19 protein-coding genes are annotated in these 20,952 nt (G+C 64.0%); 11 read left to right on the top strand and 8 right to left on the bottom strand.

From position 1 onward, the window contains the following. Positions 1 to 15: 15 nt before the first annotated feature. On the top strand, positions 16 to 933 hold the full coding sequence (cysK, locus tag FMM79_RS05905; protein WP_148626593.1) for a cysteine synthase A: 918 nt from the start codon (positions 16 to 18) through the stop codon (positions 931 to 933). Beyond that, positions 930 to 1,652 (top strand): dienelactone hydrolase family protein, encoded by a 723-nt coding sequence (locus FMM79_RS05900; RefSeq protein WP_148626592.1) that lies wholly within the window; start codon positions 930 to 932, stop codon positions 1,650 to 1,652. Before cysK ends, FMM79_RS05900 begins: the two co-directional genes overlap by 4 nt. Positions 1,653 to 1,679: 27 nt before the next feature. Here the strand turns inward: FMM79_RS05900 and hisI are convergent, their stop codons facing one another. Continuing rightward, positions 1,680 to 2,057 (bottom strand): phosphoribosyl-AMP cyclohydrolase, encoded by a 378-nt coding sequence (hisI, locus tag FMM79_RS05895; RefSeq protein ID WP_148626591.1) that lies wholly within the window; start codon positions 2,055 to 2,057, stop codon positions 1,680 to 1,682. 417 nt (positions 2,058 to 2,474) lie between these two features. After that, on the bottom strand, positions 2,475 to 3,215 hold the full coding sequence (locus tag FMM79_RS05890) for a ComF family protein (protein ID WP_148626590.1): 741 nt from the start codon (positions 3,213 to 3,215) through the stop codon (positions 2,475 to 2,477). Positions 3,216 to 3,288: 73 nt separating this feature from the next. Between FMM79_RS05890 and FMM79_RS05885 the strand changes: the two genes are divergently transcribed. Further along, positions 3,289 to 4,056 carry a class I SAM-dependent methyltransferase gene (locus FMM79_RS05885; RefSeq protein WP_148626589.1) on the top strand — a complete coding sequence of 256 codons (768 nt, stop codon included), beginning with the start codon at positions 3,289 to 3,291 and terminating at the stop codon, positions 4,054 to 4,056. Positions 4,057 to 4,101: 45 nt separating this feature from the next. On the opposite strand, the gene ppdK is transcribed toward FMM79_RS05885, so the two are convergent. Genes ppdK through FMM79_RS05870 form a run of 3 tightly spaced genes read right to left on the bottom strand, consistent with a single transcriptional unit; the run spans position 4,102 to position 9,812 of the window. Continuing rightward, positions 4,102 to 6,765, bottom strand: coding sequence for a pyruvate, phosphate dikinase (gene ppdK / locus FMM79_RS05880; protein ID WP_148626588.1), 2,664 nt, complete (start codon positions 6,763 to 6,765; stop codon positions 4,102 to 4,104). 52 nt (positions 6,766 to 6,817) lie between these two features. Then, a complete protein-coding gene (gene glyS / locus FMM79_RS05875) occupies positions 6,818 to 8,905 on the bottom strand; it encodes a glycine--tRNA ligase subunit beta (protein WP_148626587.1) in 2,088 nt (695 codons plus the stop codon). 1 nt (position 8,906) lies between these two features. Continuing rightward, positions 8,907 to 9,812: a glycine--tRNA ligase subunit alpha gene (locus FMM79_RS05870; protein WP_148626586.1), complete on the bottom strand. Its 906-nt coding sequence runs from the start codon at positions 9,810 to 9,812 to the stop codon at positions 8,907 to 8,909. Between the two features lie 263 nt (positions 9,813 to 10,075). Between FMM79_RS05870 and FMM79_RS05865 the strand changes: the two genes are divergently transcribed. The 5 genes from FMM79_RS05865 to FMM79_RS22120 all read left to right on the top strand — a co-directional run bounded on the left by FMM79_RS05865 (position 10,076) and on the right by FMM79_RS22120 (position 13,850). Further along, the gene (locus tag FMM79_RS05865) at positions 10,076 to 10,990 is read left to right on the top strand and encodes a TraB/GumN family protein (RefSeq protein ID WP_148626585.1); all 915 of its coding nucleotides are present in this window, start codon (positions 10,076 to 10,078) and stop codon (positions 10,988 to 10,990) included. Positions 10,991 to 11,001: 11 nt separating this feature from the next. Next, positions 11,002 to 11,868 (top strand): TraB/GumN family protein, encoded by an 867-nt coding sequence (locus tag FMM79_RS05860; protein ID WP_240339011.1) that lies wholly within the window; start codon positions 11,002 to 11,004, stop codon positions 11,866 to 11,868. A gap of 134 nt (positions 11,869 to 12,002) precedes the next feature. Beyond that, a complete protein-coding gene (locus FMM79_RS05855; protein WP_148626584.1) occupies positions 12,003 to 12,629 on the top strand; it encodes a 50S ribosomal protein L25/general stress protein Ctc in 627 nt (208 codons plus the stop codon). 120 nt (positions 12,630 to 12,749) lie between these two features. Beyond that, positions 12,750 to 13,325: an aminoacyl-tRNA hydrolase gene (gene pth / locus FMM79_RS05850; RefSeq protein WP_148626583.1), complete on the top strand. Its 576-nt coding sequence runs from the start codon at positions 12,750 to 12,752 to the stop codon at positions 13,323 to 13,325. Positions 13,326 to 13,457: 132 nt separating this feature from the next. Then, positions 13,458 to 13,850 (top strand): PEP-CTERM sorting domain-containing protein, encoded by a 393-nt coding sequence (locus FMM79_RS22120; RefSeq protein WP_148626582.1) that lies wholly within the window; start codon positions 13,458 to 13,460, stop codon positions 13,848 to 13,850. Positions 13,851 to 13,972: 122 nt separating this feature from the next. Here the strand turns inward: FMM79_RS22120 and FMM79_RS05840 are convergent, their stop codons facing one another. Further along, positions 13,973 to 15,496, bottom strand: a complete 1,524-nt coding sequence (locus FMM79_RS05840; RefSeq protein WP_148626581.1) for a tetratricopeptide repeat protein — start codon at positions 15,494 to 15,496, stop codon at positions 13,973 to 13,975. Between the two features lie 153 nt (positions 15,497 to 15,649). On the opposite strand from FMM79_RS05840, the gene ychF reads away from it, so the two are divergent. The 3 genes from ychF to FMM79_RS05825 all read left to right on the top strand — a co-directional run bounded on the left by ychF (position 15,650) and on the right by FMM79_RS05825 (position 18,444). Continuing rightward, positions 15,650 to 16,750 (top strand): redox-regulated ATPase YchF, encoded by a 1,101-nt coding sequence (gene ychF / locus FMM79_RS05835; protein ID WP_148626580.1) that lies wholly within the window; start codon positions 15,650 to 15,652, stop codon positions 16,748 to 16,750. A gap of 128 nt (positions 16,751 to 16,878) precedes the next feature. After that, complete coding sequence (locus FMM79_RS05830) at positions 16,879 to 17,685, top strand: DUF1206 domain-containing protein (RefSeq protein ID WP_148626579.1); 807 nt, start codon at positions 16,879 to 16,881, stop codon at positions 17,683 to 17,685. Between the two features lie 6 nt (positions 17,686 to 17,691). After that, the gene (locus FMM79_RS05825) at positions 17,692 to 18,444 is read left to right on the top strand and encodes a MauE/DoxX family redox-associated membrane protein (protein WP_148626578.1); all 753 of its coding nucleotides are present in this window, start codon (positions 17,692 to 17,694) and stop codon (positions 18,442 to 18,444) included. A 7-nt stretch (positions 18,445 to 18,451) separates the two neighbouring features. On the opposite strand, the gene FMM79_RS05820 is transcribed toward FMM79_RS05825, so the two are convergent. Both FMM79_RS05820 and mutL read right to left on the bottom strand, forming a co-directional pair. Beyond that, a complete protein-coding gene (locus FMM79_RS05820; RefSeq protein ID WP_240339010.1) occupies positions 18,452 to 18,958 on the bottom strand; it encodes a hypothetical protein in 507 nt (168 codons plus the stop codon). Next, a complete protein-coding gene (mutL, locus tag FMM79_RS05815) occupies positions 18,958 to 20,808 on the bottom strand; it encodes a DNA mismatch repair endonuclease MutL (RefSeq protein WP_148626577.1) in 1,851 nt (616 codons plus the stop codon). Before mutL ends, FMM79_RS05820 begins: the two co-directional genes overlap by 1 nt. Between the last annotated feature and the right edge of the window lie 144 nt (positions 20,809 to 20,952).

Raw genomic sequence — 20,952 nt, 5'->3', positions numbered from 1 at the left:
GAGGGACCCGGAGCCATGAAGGCCAACAGCGTTCTCGATACAATCGGCAACACCCCGCACATCCGCCTCGCGCGGCTGTTCCCCGACCATGAAGTATGGGTGAAGTCGGAGCGCACCAATCCGGGCGGTTCGATCAAGGACCGCATTGCGCTTGCCATGATCGAGGCGGCCGAGGCCGACGGGAGTCTGAAGCCTGGCGGCACCATCGTCGAGCCGACTTCGGGCAATACCGGTATCGGCCTTGCCATGGTGGCCGCCGTCAAGGGCTACAAGCTGATCCTCGTCATGCCCGAATCGATGTCGATCGAGCGCCGCCGCCTGATGCTTGCCTATGGCGCCAGCTTCGACCTGACCCCGCGCGAGAAGGGTATGAAGGGGGCGATCGAGCGCGCCAGCGCAATTGTGGCCGAGACACCCGGCGCCTGGATGCCCCAGCAATTCGACAACGCCGCGAACCCGGCGATCCACGCGCGCACGACCGCACAGGAAATCCTGGCCGACTTCGCGGACAGCCCTATCGACGCGCTCATCACAGGCGTGGGCACCGGCGGGCATCTCACCGGCTGCGCCGAAGCTCTGAAGGCAACCTGGCCCGAAATGAAGGCCTATGCTGTCGAACCCGAACTCTCCCCTGTCATCTCAGGTGGTCAGCCAGGCCCGCATCCGATCCAGGGTATAGGGGCAGGCTTCATCCCCTCCAATCTGCACACCAAAGCCATCGACGGCGCAATCAAGATCGACGGCGCCGAAGCCAAGGCCATGGCGCGCGAATGCGCGACCAGGGAAGGCATGCTGGTGGGCATCAGTTCGGGCGCGACGCTTGCTGCAATCAAGTACAAGCTGGCCGATCTGCCTGCTGGCAGCCGCGTGATGGGCTTCAACTATGACACTGGCGAGCGCTATCTCTCAGTGCCCGACTTCCTGCCCGAATGAGCGACCTCAGCGCGCACAGCTACCATCACGCGGGCACAGAGCTGACTGGATGGATCGCCTGTCCGGTCGGCGCTGCGCGCGCCGCCCTTGTGCTGTACCCGACGATCATGAACATTACCCCGGCCATCGAGCGCCGCGCGGCGATGTACGCGGAACTGGGCTTTCTGGTTTTCGTAGCGGACTTCTACGGCGAACCGGTCACCGACTTCGAAGCTGCTCGCGGGTTGGCCGAGGCCTTGTGCACGAACGTGAAACATTACCGGGGGCGTATTGCCGCAGCCATCGCCGCGCTGCGCGACCTCCCAGAAGCGGAGAATTTGCCGCTATTGGCCGCGGGATATTGCATGGGCGGACAGGCAGTTCTCGAGGCGGCTCGCGATCGCCACCCCCTGCGCGCCGCTGTAAGTTTCCACGGCCTTCTCTCGACCGACAGTCCGGCCCATCACGACAGCATCGCAACTCGCCTGCTCATCTGCCATGGCGATGGCGATCCGATGGTGCCGCGTGACCAGGTCCTCTCGTTCTGGGAGGAAATGGACCACGGCGGCGCGGACTGGCATTTCCATGCCTACAGCCGCGTGTGCCATGGCTTCACCGATCCCGGAAGCGATGCACGCGGCAGCGAGGCCATTGGCTATGACCCCAGCGCGGATCGCCAATCCTGGGCGGCCATGCGCAGCTTCTTCGACGAAGTTCTGGAAACGCCCTCAGCGGCGTGAGGGCGCTCCAACTTTTTCCGGCTGCGCTCAGTCGGCGAAGTGAACCAGTTCGTCGCCCTCAAGGCGGCGGTAGAAACAGCGGCGCGCGCCGGTGTGGCAGGCCGGGCCTTCGGGTTTTACCACCAGGGTGAGCGCATCCTGATCGCAATCGACCTGGATGTCCTGGACACGGAGGAAGTGCCCCGAGGTTTCTCCCTTAAGCCAGAGCTTGCCCCGTGAACGGGAATGGAAATGGGCAAGGCGGGTCTCACGCGTCTTGGCGAGTGCTTCCTCGTCCATGTAGGCGACCATCAGGATATCCTTGGTCTGCGCGTCGACCGCGATTGCAATCAAGAGGCCCTGCGCGTCAAACTTGGGAAGGAACGCGGTGCCCTGTTCCCGATCGGCATTGCAACCGTCTGCCATTTTCCAAAAGTTCCTCTAACACGAGGCCGCGGGTTTCGATTGTTGCAGTATAACAACAGCTGCGACCCAAAATCGTTCCTATTCCCGGAAACCGCTTTCCAATTGCCGCCCAGTGACGGAAAAAGGTGTTGCAGCTGGGGGGCTGCTTCTGACCCATAGGGTGCTGAATGACAAGCGCCACGGTTCAGGGAGAATTTGCGGCAGGCTTCACGAACAAAGGACCTGCCGCCTTGAGGGACGGACCAAGCGACTTAGGGGAAGTTGCTTCGATTCGCAGGGTCCGCATAGTTTCGTCACGAGGACGCCCGGAATGCCAGTCATTCCGGGCGTTTTCGATTCTGTCCCAAAAACTTCCGACCATTGGCCAGACCGCGTAAAGCTTCCTGACACGTGCCTAGTGCACCACCTGGATGACATTCATGTGGCACTAAGCGCTTCGTTGAGGACGCGCGCAAAACACGCGATGACCACCGTCTTCGCGCCCGCCTTCTTGAGCGCCGACACGCACGCATCCGTTGTGGCACCGCTGGTCATCACATCGTCGACCAGCACCACCCGCGCACCTTGGAATCTCGCCATCATCCGAGGATTTACACGAATTGCGCCAGAGAGCGCACGCTTGCGGGCAACTGCCCCAAGCCCGCCCAGCGAGGGCGTCGACTTCGTACGTACGAGCCCCTCGGGCAGGAGCCGTGCCCCGCGTGGTCGGGCGAGCCCCTTCGCAAGCTCAGCGGACTGATTGTAGCCCCTTTGCCACAGGCGCCAGCGGTGCAGTGGCACCGGAACCACAAGCCAATGCTCATCGAGAAAGGGCAGCCGTGCCAGCATCAATTGCGCAAGCAACGGTGCCAGCCCGATGCGGTTACCATGCTTGAGCGCCAGAACCAGCTTGCGCGAGGCCGCATTATAGAGTGTTGCCGAAGCGATCCCGTCGTGCCGTGGAGGGTTTTTCAGACACGGTGCACAGAAACTTCCTTCCGCGACCTGATGCGCGAAAGGACGCCCACAGCTTGCGCAGGCCGGCGTTCCCGGGAGTGCCAGCTGGCTCCAGCAATCCGCGCAGAGACCCGTCTGCGTCGCGATCATGTCCCCACACAAGGGGCATCGCGGCGGAAACACGAGGTCTATAAGCGGAGTGAAGGCCTCGCGGATGCGCATGGATGCAGCCTAGGCACGCGGCCTTGCCGCACAAGCGGTTGCAACCTTTTAACCAACGCGGCAGGGAGCGGTCATGGCCAGCACACCTCCCCGCACCCCGCCCCGCATCTTTTCGCGCAGCCGCCGAACGGCCCTGCGTCAGCGCTTGCGCCACCTGCAGGAGCGCCCAAACGCGGCGCGCTACCTCATCGAGGACATGATCGAGGATGTCCTCGAGCGACTCGGCTTTCTGCGCTTCGAGCCCCGGACAGTGCTCATCGTGGGCGACTACACCGGAGAACTGGGCCGCGTGATGCGCGCGGTAGGCCGCGAGGTCACCGAGATCGATCCGGCCGACGGTTTCGACGAGGAGCAGCCCTATCCCTTCGGCGAATTCGACCTGATCGTGAGCCTGGGCACGCTCGACACCGTCAACGATCTTCCCGGCGCCCTCATCCACATCCGCCGCGCGCTCGTGCAAGGCGGCCTGATGATCGCCAGCTTCCTGTCGCTCGGCAGCCTGCAGAACCTGCGCGAAGCCATGCTGGAAGCCGACGGTGAGCGCCCTGCGCCCCGACTCCACCCGATGGTCGACGTGCGCGCGGGCGGCGAATTGCTCCAGCGCACGCTCTTTGCCGATCCGGTGATCGACCAGCGCCCGCTCAGGGTCGCCTTCCGTAGCCTGGAGGGCCTGGTGACGGACCTGCGTGCCCAAGGCGCCTCGAACGTGCTGAGCGATCCAGGCCCGATCCTCGGCAAGGCCACCCGTAAACGCGCTTCGGCCGCCTTCACCGCGCGGGGTGAAGACGGCCGAACCGTGGAAACTTTCGAGATCCTTACCCTTTCGGGCTGGCGAAAGTAATCGAGAGGCGGCGTCGAGAGCGCCTCGACGCCGCCCTTTTCCTGCTCAACCCAGCGCAGCCTGAGCCGCAGCCAGACGCGCGATGGGCACGCGGTAGGGTGAGGCGCTGACGTAGTCGAGGCCGACCTTCTCGCAGAACGCGATAGATGCCGGATCGCCGCCGTGCTCACCGCAGATGCCCAGCTTCAGGTCCGGGCGGGTCGTGCGGCCACGCTCGGCACCCAGCTCGACCAGCTGGCCAACGCCCTCGACATCGAGGCTCACGAACGGATCGCGCGGGTAGATGCCCTTCTCGACATAGGGGCTGAGAAAGCGACCCGCATCATCGCGGCTGACGCCCAGTGTCGTCTGCGTGAGATCGTTGGTGCCAAACGAGAAAAAGCGTGCTTCCTGCGCGATGTCGCCCGCCATCAGAGCCGCGCGCGGTAGCTCGATCATGGTGCCCACGATGTATTCGAGCGTGCGGCCCTTTTCGGCGAACACGGCCGCAGCGGTCTCGTCAACGAGCTTCTTGAGGATCGCCAATTCCTTCTTGGTCGCCACCAGCGGGATCATCACTTCGGGCACGGGCGCATCGCCCGAAGCCTCCGCCACGTCGCAGGCTGCCTCGAAGATCGCGCGCGCCTGCATCTCGTAGATTTCCGGGAACGTGATACCCAGACGGCAGCCGCGGTGGCCCAGCATCGGGTTCAGCTCGTGCAGTTCGCCCGCACGGCGCTGAAGCGTGTCAACCCCGATACCGATGGCTTCTGACAGTTCGGCGAACTCGGTCTCGCCCTGGGGCAGAAACTCATGCAGCGGCGGATCGAGCAGGCGGATGGTAACCGGGAGGCCGGCCATCACATCGAAAATCGCGTGGAAGTCGGCGCGCTGTTCAGGAAGAAGCTTTTCCAGCGCGGCGCGGCGACCAGCTGCGTCTTCGGCCAGGATCATCTGGCGCACGGCCGAGATGCGGCCTGCATCGAAGAACATGTGCTCGGTGCGGCACAGGCCGACGCCTTCGGCTCCGAACTGACGGGCCATCTTGCAGTCGGTCGGCGTCTCCGCGTTCGCGCGCACTTTCATGCGGCGGTGCTTGTCAGCCCACTCCATGAGCGTTCCGAAGTCACCCGCGAGTTCAGGCTCGATGGTGGGCACTTCACCCGCCATGATCTCGCCCGTCGCACCGTCCAGCGTGAGGACATCGCCTTCCTTGAGCTCACGATGGCCAATGCGCAGGGTGCGGGTCTTCATATCGATGGAGACGCTTGAGGCGCCCGAGACGCAGGGGCGGCCCATGCCGCGTGCCACGACAGCCGCGTGGCTGGTCATGCCGCCGCGCGCGGTCAGGATACCCTTCGCCGCGTGCATGCCGTGGATGTCTTCCGGCGAAGTTTCCACGCGCACCAGGATTACCGCTTCGCCCAATTCGTTGCGCTTTTCGGCCGTATCGGCATCGAGCACGATCTGGCCCGAGGCCGCGCCGGGCGAGGCCGGCAGGCCCTTGGCGAGAATGTCGCGCGGTGCTTCGGGATCGAGCGTGGGGTGCAGCAACTGGTCGAGCGCCATCGGGTCGACACGCTTGATCGCGGTGGCCTCGTCGATGAGTCCCTCGCCCACCATTTCGACTGCCATCTTGAGCGCGGCCTTGGCGGTGCGTTTGCCCGAACGAGTCTGTAGCATCCACAGCTTGCCCTGCTGGACGGTGAACTCGATGTCCTGCATGTCCGCGTAGTGCCTCTCAAGCAACTCGAACACGGCGGCGAGTTCGCCATAGGCCTTGGGCATCGCTTCTTCCATGGAAGGCGCGGTGGCGCCCGAGGCTTCGCGGGCGGCCTTGGTCAGGTACTGCGGCGTGCGGATACCGGCGACGACGTCCTCACCCTGCGCGTTGACGAGGTATTCGCCGTAATAGACCTTCTCGCCGGTCGCGGGGTCGCGCGTGAAGGCAACGCCGGTGGCCGAGGTCTCGCCCATGTTGCCAAAGACCATGGCCTGCACGTTGACGGCCGTACCCCAGTCACCCGGAATGTCGTTGAGACGGCGATAGACCTTCGCGCGGTCGGAATCCCAGCTGTCGAAGACGGCTCGGATCGCGCCCCAGAGCTGTTCATGTACGTCCTGCGGGAACGGCTTGCCCTGTTCCTCAGAGACAATCGCCTTGTACTGCGTGACAATGCCTCGCCAGTCGTCGGCCGACAGCTCGACGTCGTTCATGAAGCCGTTGTCTTCCTTAACGATTTCGAGCGCTTCTTCGAAGCGGCCGTGGTCAAGGCCCAAGACAACGTCCGAGTACATCTGGATGAAGCGGCGATAGGAATCCCAGGCAAAGCGGTCATCGCCCGAAACCTTGGCAAGGCCCTCGACCGTCTCGTCGTTGAGCCCCAGGTTGAGAACCGTGTCCATCATGCCCGGCATCGAAACGCGCGCACCCGAACGAACCGAGACGAGAAGCGGGTCGGCCGCATCGCCAAAGCTCTTGCCCACGGTCTTCTCGATGTGGGTCAGCGCTTCGGCGACGTCAGCGCGCAGCGCGTCCGAAAAGTCACCACCCTCGGCAAGATACTTTACGCATTCCTCAGTCGTGATCGTAAAGCCGGGCGGAACAGGAAGGCCAATGCCCGCCATTTCAGCAAGATTGGATCCCTTACCTCCCGTAATCACCTTGTCTTTTGCACGGGGGTCATCGTGTTTGACACCGCCGCCGAAGGTGTAGACCTGCCTCGTCATTGTATTGGCTTTCCTAATTACGTCCGGCCCTCCTCCAGGCCGAGCAAAAATACTAGCCTTCGATCCGGGAGAAGTCAGCCACTTTGTGCACTGCAGCGCGGAAACGGTCGAGGAGGCCCAACCGTTCCGTGCGCTTCGCCGGATCGCTGTCGTTTACGGTTACATCGTTGAAAAATGCGTCAATCGGAGCCCGCAGCGAGGCGAGCGCGGCCATCGCACCGGCGAAGTCCTCCGCCGCCACGTCGCTTTCCGCCTTCGGCGCTGCAGCGGCCAGCGCGTCCATCAGCGCCTGTTCGGCCGGTTCGGGCGTGTAGGACAGAGCTCCGCGCTGGGCGTAGATCTGCGCCATATCGGGATCGTCGACGTTCTCCATCGGATCCTCGTCGCCCGTGCGCGCGATGCGCTCATCGCCGGCAAACCCTTCCTTCCTGAGGATGTTGTTGGCGCGCTTGTAGCCCGCCAGCAGGTTTGCGCCATCGTCTGTTTGGACAAAGGCCTGGAGCGCGTGGACGCGGGCCAGCAGACGAACGAGATCATCTTCACCACCCAGCGCGAACACCGCGTCGATCAGGTCGTGGCGAACGCCCGCTTCCTTCTGCTGGACCTTGAGACGGTCGGCGAAGAATTCGAGGAGGTCACCTTTAGCAACCCCGAAACGCAGGTTGTTGTCAGTGATCAGGCGAATGACGCCCAGGGCAGAGCGGCGAAGTGCGAAGGGGTCCTTCGAGCCCGTGGGCTTCTCGTCGATTTCGAAGAAGCTGTGCAGCGTATCGAGCTTGTCTGCCAGCGCCACGGCCACCGAAACCGAAGCGGTGGGCACGTCATCGCCTGCGCCAACCGGCTTGTAGTGGTCGCGGATGGCGTCGGCGATTTCATCGCCCAGGCCTTCGGCGCGGGCGTAGTAGCCGCCCATCAGGCCCTGGAGTTCAGGGAACTCGCCGACCATTTCGGTAACGAGGTCGGCCTTGCACAGTTCGGCCGCCTTGCGGGCCAGCACGGGATCGCAGTTGGGTACAATACCCTCAGCGGCCAGCCATTCCGCCAGCTTGGCCACGCGCTCGACTTTGTCGGCAACCGTGCCCAGCTTTTCATGGAAAGTGATGCGGCCCAGCTTTTCGGCCTGCTTCGAAAGCGGCGTCTTGCGGTCCTGCTCCCAGAAGAAGCGTGCGTCGGACAGGCGTGCGGCGAGCACCTTGCGGTTGCCCGCAACGATGCCCTCGCCCCCGTCAACAGCGGCTATGTTCGCGGTGCACACGAAGGCGTCGGCGAGTTTGCCGTCCTTCTCGCACACGAAATACTTCTGATTAACGCGCGCGGTGAGCTGGATGGTTTCGGGCGGCACTTCGAGGAAGTCCTCGTCGAACCGACCCAGCAGCGGCACCGGCCATTCGGTGAGCCCTGCATTCTCGATCACGAGGCCCTCGTCCTCGACCAGCGTGAGGCCTGCGGCGCTAGCAGCTTCGGCGGCCTTGCTGCGGATGAGGTCCTGACGCTCGGCATGGTCGACAAGCACGTAGGCGGCGCGCAGCGTCTCGACGTAGGTGTCCGCGCCCGAAAGCGTGATCTCGCCCGGCGCGAGGAAACGGTGGCCCTTGGTGACGCGGCCCGAGGCGATACCCTCGACTGCGCATTCGACCAGTTCATCGCCCAGGATGGCGACGATGCCCGAGAGCGGGCGCACCCAGCGCAAGGATTCCGGGCTCAGCGAGGCGGCGCCCCAGCGCTGCGACTTGGGCCAGGGGAAGGCGCGGATGATCGCGGGGATGGCGTCGGCCAGCACGTCGGCCACGGCGCGGCCCGGCTTTTCGACGACCGCGAAGTAGGTGTCCTTGCCCTTGATGTCGCGGACTTCAAGCTGGTCTTTGTCCAGCCCCGTCTTGCGCAGGAACCCGGCAAGCGCCTGTTCGGGCGCGCTGGTGGCAGGGCCCTTGGTTTCCTCGCGCACGGCCTGGGTCTGAAGCGGCAGGCCCTTCGCGATCAGGGCAAGGCGACGCGGCGTCGAGTAGACGGTAATGCCGCCCACCGAAACGCCTGCATCCTGCATTTCCTTGCGGAAGAGCTTTTCCAGGTCCGCGCGTGCACCAGCCTGCATGCGGGCGGGAATTTCCTCGGAGCGCAGTTCAAGCAGAAAATCGTTCATCTTACGCACTCCACCCCGGGAAATCCTTTTCCCAGCGTTCCGCATTCACGCCGATGTGCGACGCGCAGGCCCCTTTGGCGAGATCGCGCACGCGGCCGATGTAGCTGGCGCGCTCCTGCACCGAGATCACGCCGCGCGCCTGCAGCAGGTTGAACAGATGGCTGGCCTCGATCGCCTGATCGTAGGCGGCGAGCGGGATCTTCGCCTCGATGCAGCGCTGGCTTTCCGCCTCGGCGGCCTTGAAGCCTGCGAACAAGGCATCGGTGTCGGCGATCTCGAAGTTGTACTTCGACTGCTGCTTTTCATTCTGGAGGAAGACGTCGCCGTAGGTCACGCCTTCGTTGTTGAACTTGAGGTCATAGACCCAGTCAACACCCTGGATGTACATCGCGAGGCGCTCCAGACCATAGGTCAGCTCGCCCGTCACCGGCTTGCAGTCAAATCCGCCGACTTGCTGGAAGTAAGTGAACTGCGTGACTTCCATGCCATCGCACCAGACTTCCCAACCCAGTCCCCAGGCGCCGAGCGTCGGGCTTTCCCAGTCGTCCTCGACGAAGCGGATGTCGTGAGCGAGCGGGTCGATGCCGATCTCGGCCAGACTTGCCAGATAGAGTTCCTGAAGGTTTTCCGGGTTCGGCTTCAGGACCACCTGGTACTGGTAGTAGTGCTGGAGACGGTTGGGGTTCTCTCCATAACGGCCATCGGTCGGACGGCGCGAGGGCTGCACGTAAGCCGCCTTCCAGGGTTCGGGCCCCAGCGAGCGCAGCGTCGTTGCCGGATGGAACGTACCCGCCCCCACGCGCATGTCGTAAGGCTGAAGGATCAGGCAGCCCTGCTTGCTCCAGTAATTGTGAAGCGTGAGGATCATGTCCTGAAAGCTGAGCGGCTCTTTCGCAGGCGTCGGCATGGGTAATCCGTCTTGTTCTTTTCGTGTCGAATGTGACGGCCCGCCTTTGGCGGATGGAGCTTGGCAAATCAACTGCGCTGCGCCCATTTCCTACCCAAGTGCGGGATTTGGGAAACAACCTGCCGTAGTATCCTTGTCGTACCGACACGATCGGACGGCCCCGCTCCTAGGAGGCGACCACACCAAATGCGGCCTTCTTTCGTACGATTATCCGATTTTCACCCTACCCGCGCACGCTGCGGCTCCCTATTCATGAGGCCACCATGCGTACACGTCTTCTTTCGCTCCCCGCCAGCCTTGCCCTTTGCGCGCTCGCCCTGCCCGCCCCGATCCGCGCGGAAGAGCCAGCCCCCCTCCCCGCCGAGACGGAGGTGCGACCGGTGCGTCCGGCGCTCTGGAAGGTCGCGGACGAGGACACTACGATCTGGCTGTTCGGCACGATCCATGTCCTGCCCGAAGCGGTGAATTGGAACAGCGGTGCAGTTGCACATGCCCTTGCCGCGTCGGATACGCTCGTCACCGAGGTTCCCATGGACGCACAGGCAAAGACGCAGGCCATCATGATGCGCCTCAGCCAGCGCGAGGACGGGAAGAACCTGCGCGACACGCTCTCGAGCGAGCACCGCGCGAGCTACGAAGCGACGCTTCGCAAGCTCGGCTTTCCCGTTGGCGCATTTGACCGTACCGACAACTGGTTCGCCGCATTGATGCTCTCGCTGCTCCCGCTCCAGATCGCAGGCTATGACCTCGCGCATGGTATCGACACGCAGATCTCCGAGATTGCCAAGGCGCGCGGCATGAACCACCAGGCGCTCGAAACGCCCGAGTACCAGCTTGGCCAATTCGAGAACCTCTCGCCCGAGACCCAGGAAACCTACCTTGCTGAAGTCATCGAGGGCCTGCCCACCATGGAGGCCGACATTACCGAGATGGTCGGTGCCTGGAAGGCCGGAGAGGCGCAGAAGCTCGCCGATATCCTGAACGAACAGGAAAGCGACCCGGCCATCCGCGAAGCGCTCCTCACCACGCGCAACCGCAACTGGACCGTTTGGCTGGAAGAGCGCCTTGAAACGCCGGGCGAAGTCTTCGTCGCGGTCGGCGCCGGACATCTGGCGGGCAAGGACAGCGTGCAGGAAATTTTGGCCCATGAAGGCATTACGGCCGAGCGCATTCAGTAAGGCGGCTCCAGATGCGCATGCTTCGCGGACTTCTTGCCCCCTGGCTGTTCGGGCTGGCGCTTGCCGCCTGCGGACCCGCCCCCCTTCCCGCAACCCCGGCCTTGTGGGCCGTGCACGATCAAGCCGGCCAGGAGGGCTGGCTGTTCGGTACGATCCACAGCGCGCCCGCACCACTTGATTGGCGCAGCGACACAATCGACGGAGCGCTAACTAAGGCCGGTGCGATCATGGTCGAAGTTGGCAACCTGCGGGACGATGCCGCTGTTGCAGCCACCTTCGCGCGCCTTGCGCGAGGCGAGAACGAACCTCCGCTGAGCACCCGCGCCTCAACCGATGACCGGGAGGCACTGAAGGCGCTCATGGACAAGGCCGGCTATGCCGACGGGCAGTTTCGCAAGGTCGAGACCTGGGCGGCGGCGCTAACGCTGGCGCGCAACTCCGAAGACAGCAGCGATGCCGCAAATGGCGTCGATCGCGCAGTGCTGGAGGCGGCGGGCGGGCGCCCCGTCCTTGAACTGGAGGGGGCCGAGGCGCAGCTTGGGATATTCGACGCCCTTCCCGAACGCGAGCAGCGCGACCTTCTGGGCGCCGTTGCTCATGAAGCCGCCTCCCCGGATGGCGCCGACCTTCTCAAAGGCTGGCGCACGGGCGACATCACGGCGCTTGAAGCCGAGACGCGCCGGGGACTACTCGCTGATCCGGAACTGCGCGAGGCGCTCTTTACAACCCGCAACGCGGTGTGGACCGGCAAGATCGCCGATGCCGTGCGCGAAGGCCGACGCCCGTTCGTCGCCGTGGGAGCTGCGCACATGGTCGGCCCAGACGGACTCGTTGCCCAACTCGAGCACGCAGGGTTCACCGTCAAGCGCCTGCAATAGCACTTGCCTTTCCCCGCCGTTGCGCATAAGGGCCCAGCCTTCTGCCATGGTCATCCCTGGAGGCGTGGCAGACGCGTAGGGTCGATGGTCGGTCTTGCGCTGATATTTTATCCAGTTTTCGAAAGGCACGTACCATGAGCGATACGCTTACCCTGCCGGCCGAGACGCGCGATCGGGCAGGCAAGGGAGCCTCCCGCGCCCTGCGTCGCGAAGGCCGTACTCCCGCCGTGATCTATGGCAACAAGGAAGATCCGATTGCCATCCACGTCGAGGAAAAAGAGCTGATCCGTCAGCTCGGCACCGGTCACTTCTTCAACTCGATCGTCGAGGTCGAGATCAACGGCAAGAAGGTGCGCACGCTCCCCAAGGACGTTGCCCTTGACCCCGTCACGGACTTCCCGCTTCACGCCGACTTCCTGCGTCTCTCGAAGAACGCCACCGTGCATGTCAACGTGCCCGTCGCGTTCGCCAACGAAGAGCTGTCGCCGGGTCTGAAGCGTGGCGGCGTTCTCAACATCGTTCGCCACGAGCTTGAGCTGGTCTGCCTCGCGGACAAGATCCCCGACGAGATCCTGATCGACGTCACCGGCTTCGACGTCGGTGAATCGATCCACGCCAGCCACGTGACGCTGCCCGCTGGTGTCGAGCAGGCGATCACGGACCGCGACTTCACCATCGCGACGATCGCGGCGCCCTCGGCTCTCAAGAGCGAAGAAGGCGACACGACCAAGAGCGAAGGCGAAGGCGAAACCGCCGAGTAATCGCCTCACGACAAGTTCAGGCCCTTTCCGCCCCGGCCACCGGTGCGCGGAAAGGGCCTTTTCTTTTGGACGCTTGCGCGCCACTAAGCGCGCGCCCAGGACAGACCGAAAGGACAGGTAATGGCGACGCAACTGTGGGTGGGCCTTGGCAACCCGGGACCGCAATATGCAATGCAGCGGCACAACGTGGGCTTCATGGCCCTCGACACGATTGCCGACGTACACCGGTTCGGCCCTGTCCAGAAGAAATTTCAGGGCTGGCTCCAGGAAGGTCGGCTAGGGATCGACAAAATCCTGCTGCTGAAGCCTGCCACCTTCATGAACGAGAGCGGCCGCTCGGTGGGAGAGGCGATGCGCTTCTACAAGCTCACCCCCGACGCCCTTACCGTCTTCCATGACGAGCTCGACCTTGCCCCGTTCAAGGTCAAGGTGAAGCAGGGTGGCGGCCATGCCGGGCACAACGGCCTGCGCTCCATCGGCCAGCATCTGGGGCCCGACTACCGCCGCGTGCGCCTGGGCATCGGACATCCCGGCCACAAGGACCGGGTGACCGGGTATGTACTGGGCAACTATGCCAAGGTCGAGATCAACCCGCTCGCCGACATGCTCGGGGCGATTGCCGCCGAGGCAGGTTGGCTTGCCGAAGGAAACGATCCACGCTTCATGAGCGAGATTGCCCTGCGCCAGCAAGCCTGATTTCTGTCGAGTTAGCTTACAGTTGGGTAATTGAGTTAGTTATATTAACCACTAACTTTGGCTGAAAACTGCAATTGGCACAGCAATTGCGAACATTGAGGCACATCTCAAATTTACAGGGGATACGTCAAGATGCTTCGCAAGACTCTCAATACTCTCGCTATTTCCACTGCACTTTCGGTCGCCTTCGCCACCCCTGCGCACGCCACCTTCTTCTGGTGGCCGACATCCTCGGGCGGCACCCACTCGCACTACTGCGATTGCGGTCACTCGGGTGGCTCGACCATGTGCGGTGGCAGCACCTCGACGACCTCCGGTGGCACCACCACCACCTCGGGAGGGACCACGACCACTTCGGGCGGCACCACCACCACGACCTCGGGTGGCACGACCACCACTTCGGGCGGCACGTCCGGCGGCTCGTCGGGCGGCACCGACGTTCCCGAACCCGGCATGCTGGGCATGATGGGCCTCGGCCTCATCGGTCTTGCCTATGCGCGCCGCCGCAAGCGCCGGCTCGCCTGAGCCAGCGCACCATAAACCTGACGCGCGCCCACGCCCATCACGGGCGCGCATGCAGGACATCGGGTAAGCGTGTCGCCATTCCCGTTGGCGGATGAACGCAGCCCCGAAAGGCCGTCGAAGGTTCAGCTTTCGGCGGCCTTTGCCTTCGCTAGCGAACGGGAAACGGCCGTGTTTCCGGGATCGGCTTTCGCAGCTGACCGCAGCAGTTCCCGCGCCTTTTCGAGTTGCGTTCCACCTTCCAGGCGCACAAGCCCGGCCACATAGATGCAATCGGGGTTGTCGGGAGCCTGCGCCATTGCCCGGTCAGCATAGCCAACGGCGCTCTCGACCTGACCCAGGTGCATGTGGGCCAGGGCAAGGCGGCGCAGTACCTCGGCATCTCCTGTACCTGAAAGCATGGGCTGGTAGATCGCGACTGCCCTTGCCCACTCCTGCCGGGCCATGGCCCGTGCGCCGTCCTCGATACGCGCCTGCGCGGCCTTGAGCCGTGCCGGTTCGAGCCGCGCCGCCAGCGCTGCGGCTTCGGGCGCCCCCACCGCGTCGGCCGCCTGGCGTGCGGCATTGATGGCTTGAGGCCCAGCCAGCGGGCTCATCGCAAGCGGTCGCAAGGTTTCCCAGGCATCACCGGGATTGCCGGTCTCGATCTGCGCGATCCCCAGCATGAGCTTCGAATAGGGATTGCCCGGAAGTGCCAGCGAGGCTCTCTGGAATATCACGCGTGCCTGTTCGGCATGGCCAAGGCGCAGCAGCGCCTCCCCATAACTCAGGCTGAGCGGTGAGCCCGGCTCGAGCTGCGCCTCGCGCGCCTGCAAGGTAGTCCGGATCGTCTCCCACTCGCCCTTCTCGGAGAGAAGCTGTATCCGCATCGCCTCGATCTCGGGCGTCGCACCCAGGTGCTTGCGCGCGCTCTCGATCACCTTCATGGCCGCGCCGACATCACCCGCGATGTCGTACTGGTTGGCCAGCGCCACACGCGGTGGCGCGCGGTCGGGATAGGCATCCACCACCTTGCGGAACGCGGTAATGGCGGCCTCGGTCTGGCCTCGCGCAGCCGCGAGATCCCCGGCCAGCACGAGCGTTTCGTAAGCCCCCGCATCGCGCGCGGCCATCCGGTGGCGAATCACCTCAGCCGCGTCGAACTGGCCTTCCTGCAAACGAAAACGCGCATAGGCCTCGGCAAGGCGGATGCCGCTGCCCTGCTCCATTCCGGCTTCAAACGCGGCAATAGCGGCCTCGCGTCGGTCAAGCGCCAGGTTGGCCTCGGCGCGTACGCGGGCGGCATCTTCGCCCTGCGCGGCACCCAGACGCTCGAGTGCCTCGGCAGGCCGTCCACGCAGCAGTGCGATCTCCGCCTTCAGGACAGAGAGACCAGCTCCTCCTCCGACCTGTTCCAGGCGACGAAGCGCACCTTCCGCACCATCGGGATCACCGAGGCCCAGGTAAGCGCGCGCCAGAACTTCGAGCATGGCCGAATTGCCCGGATCCTCCTGCAAGGCCGACGCGACTTCGACACGTGCCTGATCGAAATCCTCCCGTGCCAGGCTATCCTGCGCCTTTCCAAGGAGGGTCTCGGGGCTGTCGCCACACGCGACGAGTAGCGAAAGGACCACGAAGGGCAACGCGAAGCGGGCAAGGGATCGGCTCATGGCATGCTGCCTAGCGAGAAGCCCTGAACTTTCCGTTATGCGCACGTCCATGATCACCTGTTGTGCATTTCCTGACGCGAAATGCACTGCAAAAACTGGCCAAGAGGGCGCTGCGGCGCTATGGGCAGCCAAATTTTCATACCGGAGTAGATAATGGGTTTCCGTTGCGGAATCGTGGGCCTGCCCAATGTCGGCAAGTCAACCTTGTTCAATGCGCTCACCGAGACGCAGGCTGCCCAGGCTGCCAACTATCCCTTCTGCACGATCGAGCCCAACGTGGGGCAGGTCGGCGTTCCCGATCCGCGCCTCGACAAACTGGCCGAAATCGCGGGATCGGCCAAGATCATTCCGACCCAGCTTTCGTTCGTGGACATCGCTGGGCTGGTGCGCGGCGCCTCGAAGGGCGAAGGCCTCGGCAACCAGTTCCTGGGCAATATCCGTGAAGTCGATGCAATTATCCACGTGCTGCGCTGCTTCGAGAACGACGACATCCAGCACGTCGACAATAAGGTCGACCCGATTGCGGATGCCGACACGGTCGAAACCGAGCTCCTGCTCTCCGACCTTGAAAGCCTCGAAAAGCGAGTGCCCGCGGCCCAGAAGCGCGGCGCGAGCGGTGACAAGGAAGCCAAGATCGCCGCCTCGGTCCTGGGCCAAGCGCTTGACCTCCTGCGCGAAGGCAAACCAGCCCGCCTCACCGAACCCAGGGATGAAGAAGAAGCCCGCGTCTTCCGTCAGGCCCAGCTCCTGACCGCGAAGCCCGTCCTTTACGTCTGCAACGTTGAGGAAGAGGCCGCCGCCAAGGGCAACGAATTCTCGCAGCGTGTTTTCGAGAAGGCCGCTGCCGAAGGCGCGACCGCGGTCATCGTCTCGGCCGCCATCGAGGCCGAACTTGTCGGCATGGACAAGGAAGATCGCGGCATCTTCCTTGAGGAAATGGGCCTTGCCGAAGCGGGCCTGGCGCGCATCATCCGCGCTGGCTATGAGCTTCTTGAACTGCTGACCTTCTTCACGGTCGGCCCCAAGGAAGCGCGCGCCTGGACCGTCCACAAGGGCGCTAAGGCTCCAGAGGCCGCAGGCGAAATCCACTCCGACATGCAGCGCGGCTTCATCCGCGCCGAGACCATAGCTTTCGACGATTTCGTCGCACTCGGCGGGGAAGCCGCGGCCAAGGAACAGGGCAAGCTGCGCCAGGAAGGCAAGGAGTACGTTGTCCACGACGGCGACGTCATGCACTTCAAGTTCAACGTCTGATCCAGACCCCACTCCAACTCGCATCCCGCCCCCCTCGTCATGAGGGGGCGGGGCAGGTTCGGCACTAAACGCAGGCCCATGCGTTGCCCTTGTAACCCCCTTAACGAGTTGCGAGGAACACGCTCCCCATGATCGACCGGTCCGAAAAGATCGTCTGGCTCGCCCGCCTGGGCTTCGTGGCGCGCGGCGTAGTCTATGCGCTGCTGGGCTATCTTGCCCTGTCGAGCTCCTCGACGCAGACGGTAAGGTCCGGCCAGTCCGGTGTCCTTGGCTACATCCAGGATATCCCGGGCGGTGTCCCTATTCTCTTCGCGGCCTCTGCCGGACTTCTGGGCTATGCCCTGTTCCGGTTCTCCTCGGCCGTTCTCGACATCGAAAACCGCGGAACCGACGCCAAGGGCATCGCCACGCGCACCGGACACCTTTGCAGCGGCGTGATCCACCTCGGCCTTGCCTGGTCAGCGCTCCAGTTCGCCATCGGCAGCAAGCAAAGCGCAGGCGACCGCACGCACGACATGGCCTCGACCGCACTTGGTTTCGAGCTGGGAGCTCTTGCCCTTGCCATCGCAGGTGTCGCGCTGGTGACCGGGGCCCTCTTCCAGGCGCGCGAAGCGATTACGCTCGGCTTCATGAAGTGGGTTTCCTCCCGCGCGCCCACTTGGACTTGCTGGCTCGGCCGTGCCGGTTATGCCGCCCGCGCGGTGGTCTATCTTCTCATCGGATGGTCGCTGCTGCGCTCGGCTTGGTCCGAAAACAGCTCCGAGGCGCGCTCGGTAGGCGGGGCCATCCTCGACCTGCGCGAAATGGGCGCGGTCCACACAGCAGTAGCCACCGGTCTCCTGCTGTTCGGGCTCTTCAGCCTCATTATCGCGCGCTACCGCATCATTCCCGATCCGGGCCGCAAATTCCAAGCGGCCCGCCAAGCCTTGAGTTGAACCGTCATGCCCCATCCCAACCAAAACGCCGTCCTCTACCGCATGGTGATGGACAAGCACATCTGCCCCTTCGGCCTTAAGGCCAAGCACCTCCTGGAACGTAAGGGCTACAACGTCGAGGACCATTGGCTTCAGACCCGTGAGCAGACGGACGCCTTCCAGCAAAAGCACGATGTCAAGACGACGCCGCAGATCTTCATCGCCGGGCAGCGCATCGGCGGATATACGGACCTGCGTGAATTCCTGGATATGGACGTGCCGGACGCGGACCGAAAAAGCTACACGCCCGTCCTGGCTGTCTTCCTGACCGCCGCGGCACTCGCAATTGCGAGCAGCTGGGCAATCCTTGGCACCGCGATGACCGTCCTGACGGCCGAGTGGTTCGTCTCGATCGCGATGATGCTGCTCGCCATGCTCAAGCTTCAGGACGTTGAGCAGTTCTCGACGATGTTCCTGGGCTACGACCTTCTGGCCCGGCGCTACGTGCCCTACGCCTATGCCTACCCCTTCCTGGAATGGACGGCAGGCGCGCTGATGACAGCGCATGTCCTGCCCGTCATCTCGATCCCCGTGGCGCTCGGCATCGGTAGCGTGGGTGCAGCCTCGGTCTTCTATGCGGTCTACATCCAGAAGCGCAAGCTAAAGTGTGCCTGCGTGGGCGGCTCGGCGAACGTGCCACTGGGCTTCGTCTCGCTCACCGAGAACCTGTTCATGGTCGGCATGGCGATCTGGATGCTGGCAAAGACCACCGCCCTGTAACTCGAAACTAGTCCGATTCCGGCGGCGTGCAGTCTATCATGCCGTCGGCCATGAAGGCTACCCGCTCCTGCGCATCATGAAGCATGATGCGTGCGGGCCAATTGACGGCATCCCCGCCCGTCTCATGGTCGGGCAAGCGGATGATATCCAGCCAATTTTCAAGACCTGTGTACGTCGAATGCGCGCCTCCCGGCAGCTCCGCACTCGTCGTACGCGCGGCATAGCGGTCAAGATCAGGCGGCACGATCATGAAGCCCTCGTCCGGCCCCGCAACAAAAATCGGGTCCTTGTCGCCCTTGGCCGTAAAGCGGCAGCCGCGATGCGACAGGCCATAGCGCTCCATGTCCACGCCAGCTATGGGCTGAGGGATGATTGGCTCGAACGGGGCCTTGCTCATCTCCTTGACCATCGCGATATCCTTGGCCGAATCAGCCCTCTTCTCGGCAACGGTCGCTTCGGAACCGCACCCGGCCAGCACCGCAACCAGCGCCAGCCCCATCCATCTTGCGTGCATCACTTTCGCCCGAACAGTTTCTCGATATCTGCGTGAGCCAGCTTAACCCACGTAGGGCGTCCATGGTTGCATTGGCCCGAGCGCGGCGTGTGCTCCATTTCACGCAGCAGCGCATTCATCTCGGCCACCGAGAGCGTGCGTCCAGCGCGAACCGATCCATGGCAGGCCATCGTCGCGAGCACGAGATCGAGCCGCTCACCCAGTAGCAAGGCATCGCCGTTCTTGGCCAGATCGTCGGCCACATCGCGCACCAGCGCCTCCGCGCTCGACTTGCGCAGGACAGAGGGGATCGCCCGCACCAGCATAGCCCCGGGACCGAAGCGTTCGAGCACGAGGCCGAAACGCGCCAGGTCGTCCAGCTTTTCCTCCAGTGCGTCGCACGCGACTTCTTCCAGTTCGACGACTTCGGGAAGAAGCAGCGCCTGGCTACGGTTCATCGCCTCTTCCGCGCCGGCGGCCTTGAGCCGTTCGAGGACGAGACGTTCGTGCGCAGCGTGCTGATCGACGATGACAAGCCCGTCTTCCGCTTCGGCCACGATGTAGGTGTTCGATATCTGCCCACGCGCAACGCCCAGCGGGTAGCGCAGCGCCTCTTCCTCAGCCGCATCGGGCTCTTGCGATAGGGCTTCGGCCCGGCCCGAGGGCTGCGCCATAACGTCAGCCTCGTAAGCGCGCCAGGCAGCGGCACCCTCAGCCACCCGCCCTGCCCCGCCGCCACTCGGGAAGGAGGGGCGCTGGGGAGCGTATTCGCGCGCAAAGAGCGAACCAATCGAGGGCGCGGGCTCGGCACTGCGGCCTGGTGCTGCCGGCTCGACCTGCCAGCTACCCATAGCGTTCGCCGAGGGCGGCTGCGCGCTCTTCTGGCCCGCCGCTTCAAGGGCGTGGCGCAATGCGCCGACAAGGAAACCGCGGATAAAGGCCGGGTCCCGAAACCGAACTTCGGTCTTGGCCGGATGAACATTGACGTCCACTTCCTCGGGCGGGATCGAGAGGAAAAGGGCCAGTACAGCATGACGATCGCGGGCCAGCATGTCGGCGTACGCGCCGCGCACGGCGCCTGTCAGCAGACGATCCTTTACGGGGCGGCCGTTGACGAAAAGGTACTGGTGATCGGCAACACCGCGGTTGTAGGTCGGCAGCCCTGCAACGCCCGTCAGGTGGGCGTTACCCCGCTCGGAGTCAATGAGGACGCCGTCCTCGGCGAGCTCGCGCGCCGCGAGGCGAGCCACGCGCGAGGCAAGCTCTTCGTCGGGCTGAACCGCGATAACCCGGCGCCCGTCGTGTTCGAGGACGAAACCGATGTCGGGCCGCGCCATCGCGAGGCGGCGCACCACGTCCTGGCAGGCGGCGTATTCGGAGCGCGGCGTGCGCAGGAACTTGCGGCGGGCAGGCACCTTGCCGAACAGGTCCTCCACCCGAATACGGGTTCCGGGCGGGAGCGCCGCAGGACCATCCTCGGTCACCACGCCATGATCGGTCACCCGCTTCCAACCCTCGTCCGCACCGCGCGGGCGGCTCTCGATGGTGAGGCGCGCGACCGAGCCGATGGAAGGTAGCGCCTCGCCGCGGAAGCCCAGTGTGGAGACCATCTCGATGTGTTCGTCGGGAAGCTTGGAGGTCGCGTGGCGCTCCAGCGCCAGCGCCATTTCGTCGGGATGCATGCCGCAGCCATCGTCGGTGACCTCAATCATGTCGAGCCCGCCCGAGGCGATGCGCACGGTGACCTGCGTGGCACCTGCGTCCACAGCATTCTCGACCAGCTCCTTGAGCGCCGAGGCCGGGCGCTCGACAACCTCACCGGCGGCAATGCGGTTGACGAGATGTTCGGGCAAACGGCGAATCGTGGGCATGGAATTCCTGAATTTCCGGAGAATTTACGGTGACTGCACGCGCATAATCAGAAGACTTGCGCACAAGGGCACCCCCAGGCCTTGAAACTAACGACGAAGCGCCGGGATTTCGAGACGGATCCCGGAGGAAACCCACCGAAAATT

It is taken from the genome of Novosphingobium sp. BW1, from assembly GCF_008107685.1.
Lineage (GTDB): Bacteria > Pseudomonadota > Alphaproteobacteria > Sphingomonadales > Sphingomonadaceae > Novosphingobium.
This window is presented reverse-complemented; position numbering and strand designations above follow the sequence as displayed.

Bases quoted from the DNA above. Each gene is read 5' to 3' on its own strand.
- cysK (WP_148626593.1), top strand. From the start codon at position 16: ATGAAGGCCAACAGCGTTCTCGATACAATCGGCAACACCCCGCACATC.
- FMM79_RS05900 (WP_148626592.1), top strand. From the start codon at position 930: ATGAGCGACCTCAGCGCGCACAGCTACCATCACGCGGGCACAGAGCTG.
- hisI (WP_148626591.1), bottom strand. From the start codon at position 2,057: ATGGCAGACGGTTGCAATGCCGATCGGGAACAGGGCACCGCGTTCCTT.
- FMM79_RS05890 (WP_148626590.1), bottom strand. From the start codon at position 3,215: ATGCGCATCCGCGAGGCCTTCACTCCGCTTATAGACCTCGTGTTTCCG.
- FMM79_RS05885 (WP_148626589.1), top strand. From the start codon at position 3,289: ATGGCCAGCACACCTCCCCGCACCCCGCCCCGCATCTTTTCGCGCAGC.
- ppdK (WP_148626588.1), bottom strand. From the start codon at position 6,765: ATGACGAGGCAGGTCTACACCTTCGGCGGCGGTGTCAAACACGATGAC.
- glyS (WP_148626587.1), bottom strand. From the start codon at position 8,905: ATGAACGATTTTCTGCTTGAACTGCGCTCCGAGGAAATTCCCGCCCGC.
- FMM79_RS05870 (WP_148626586.1), bottom strand. From the start codon at position 9,812: ATGCCGACGCCTGCGAAAGAGCCGCTCAGCTTTCAGGACATGATCCTC.
- FMM79_RS05865 (WP_148626585.1), top strand. From the start codon at position 10,076: ATGCGTACACGTCTTCTTTCGCTCCCCGCCAGCCTTGCCCTTTGCGCG.
- FMM79_RS05860 (WP_240339011.1), top strand. From the start codon at position 11,002: ATGCGCATGCTTCGCGGACTTCTTGCCCCCTGGCTGTTCGGGCTGGCG.
- FMM79_RS05855 (WP_148626584.1), top strand. From the start codon at position 12,003: ATGAGCGATACGCTTACCCTGCCGGCCGAGACGCGCGATCGGGCAGGC.
- pth (WP_148626583.1), top strand. From the start codon at position 12,750: ATGGCGACGCAACTGTGGGTGGGCCTTGGCAACCCGGGACCGCAATAT.
- FMM79_RS22120 (WP_148626582.1), top strand. From the start codon at position 13,458: ATGCTTCGCAAGACTCTCAATACTCTCGCTATTTCCACTGCACTTTCG.
- FMM79_RS05840 (WP_148626581.1), bottom strand. From the start codon at position 15,496: ATGAGCCGATCCCTTGCCCGCTTCGCGTTGCCCTTCGTGGTCCTTTCG.
- ychF (WP_148626580.1), top strand. From the start codon at position 15,650: ATGGGTTTCCGTTGCGGAATCGTGGGCCTGCCCAATGTCGGCAAGTCA.
- FMM79_RS05830 (WP_148626579.1), top strand. From the start codon at position 16,879: ATGATCGACCGGTCCGAAAAGATCGTCTGGCTCGCCCGCCTGGGCTTC.
- FMM79_RS05825 (WP_148626578.1), top strand. From the start codon at position 17,692: ATGCCCCATCCCAACCAAAACGCCGTCCTCTACCGCATGGTGATGGAC.
- FMM79_RS05820 (WP_240339010.1), bottom strand. From the start codon at position 18,958: ATGCACGCAAGATGGATGGGGCTGGCGCTGGTTGCGGTGCTGGCCGGG.
- mutL (WP_148626577.1), bottom strand. From the start codon at position 20,808: ATGCCCACGATTCGCCGTTTGCCCGAACATCTCGTCAACCGCATTGCC.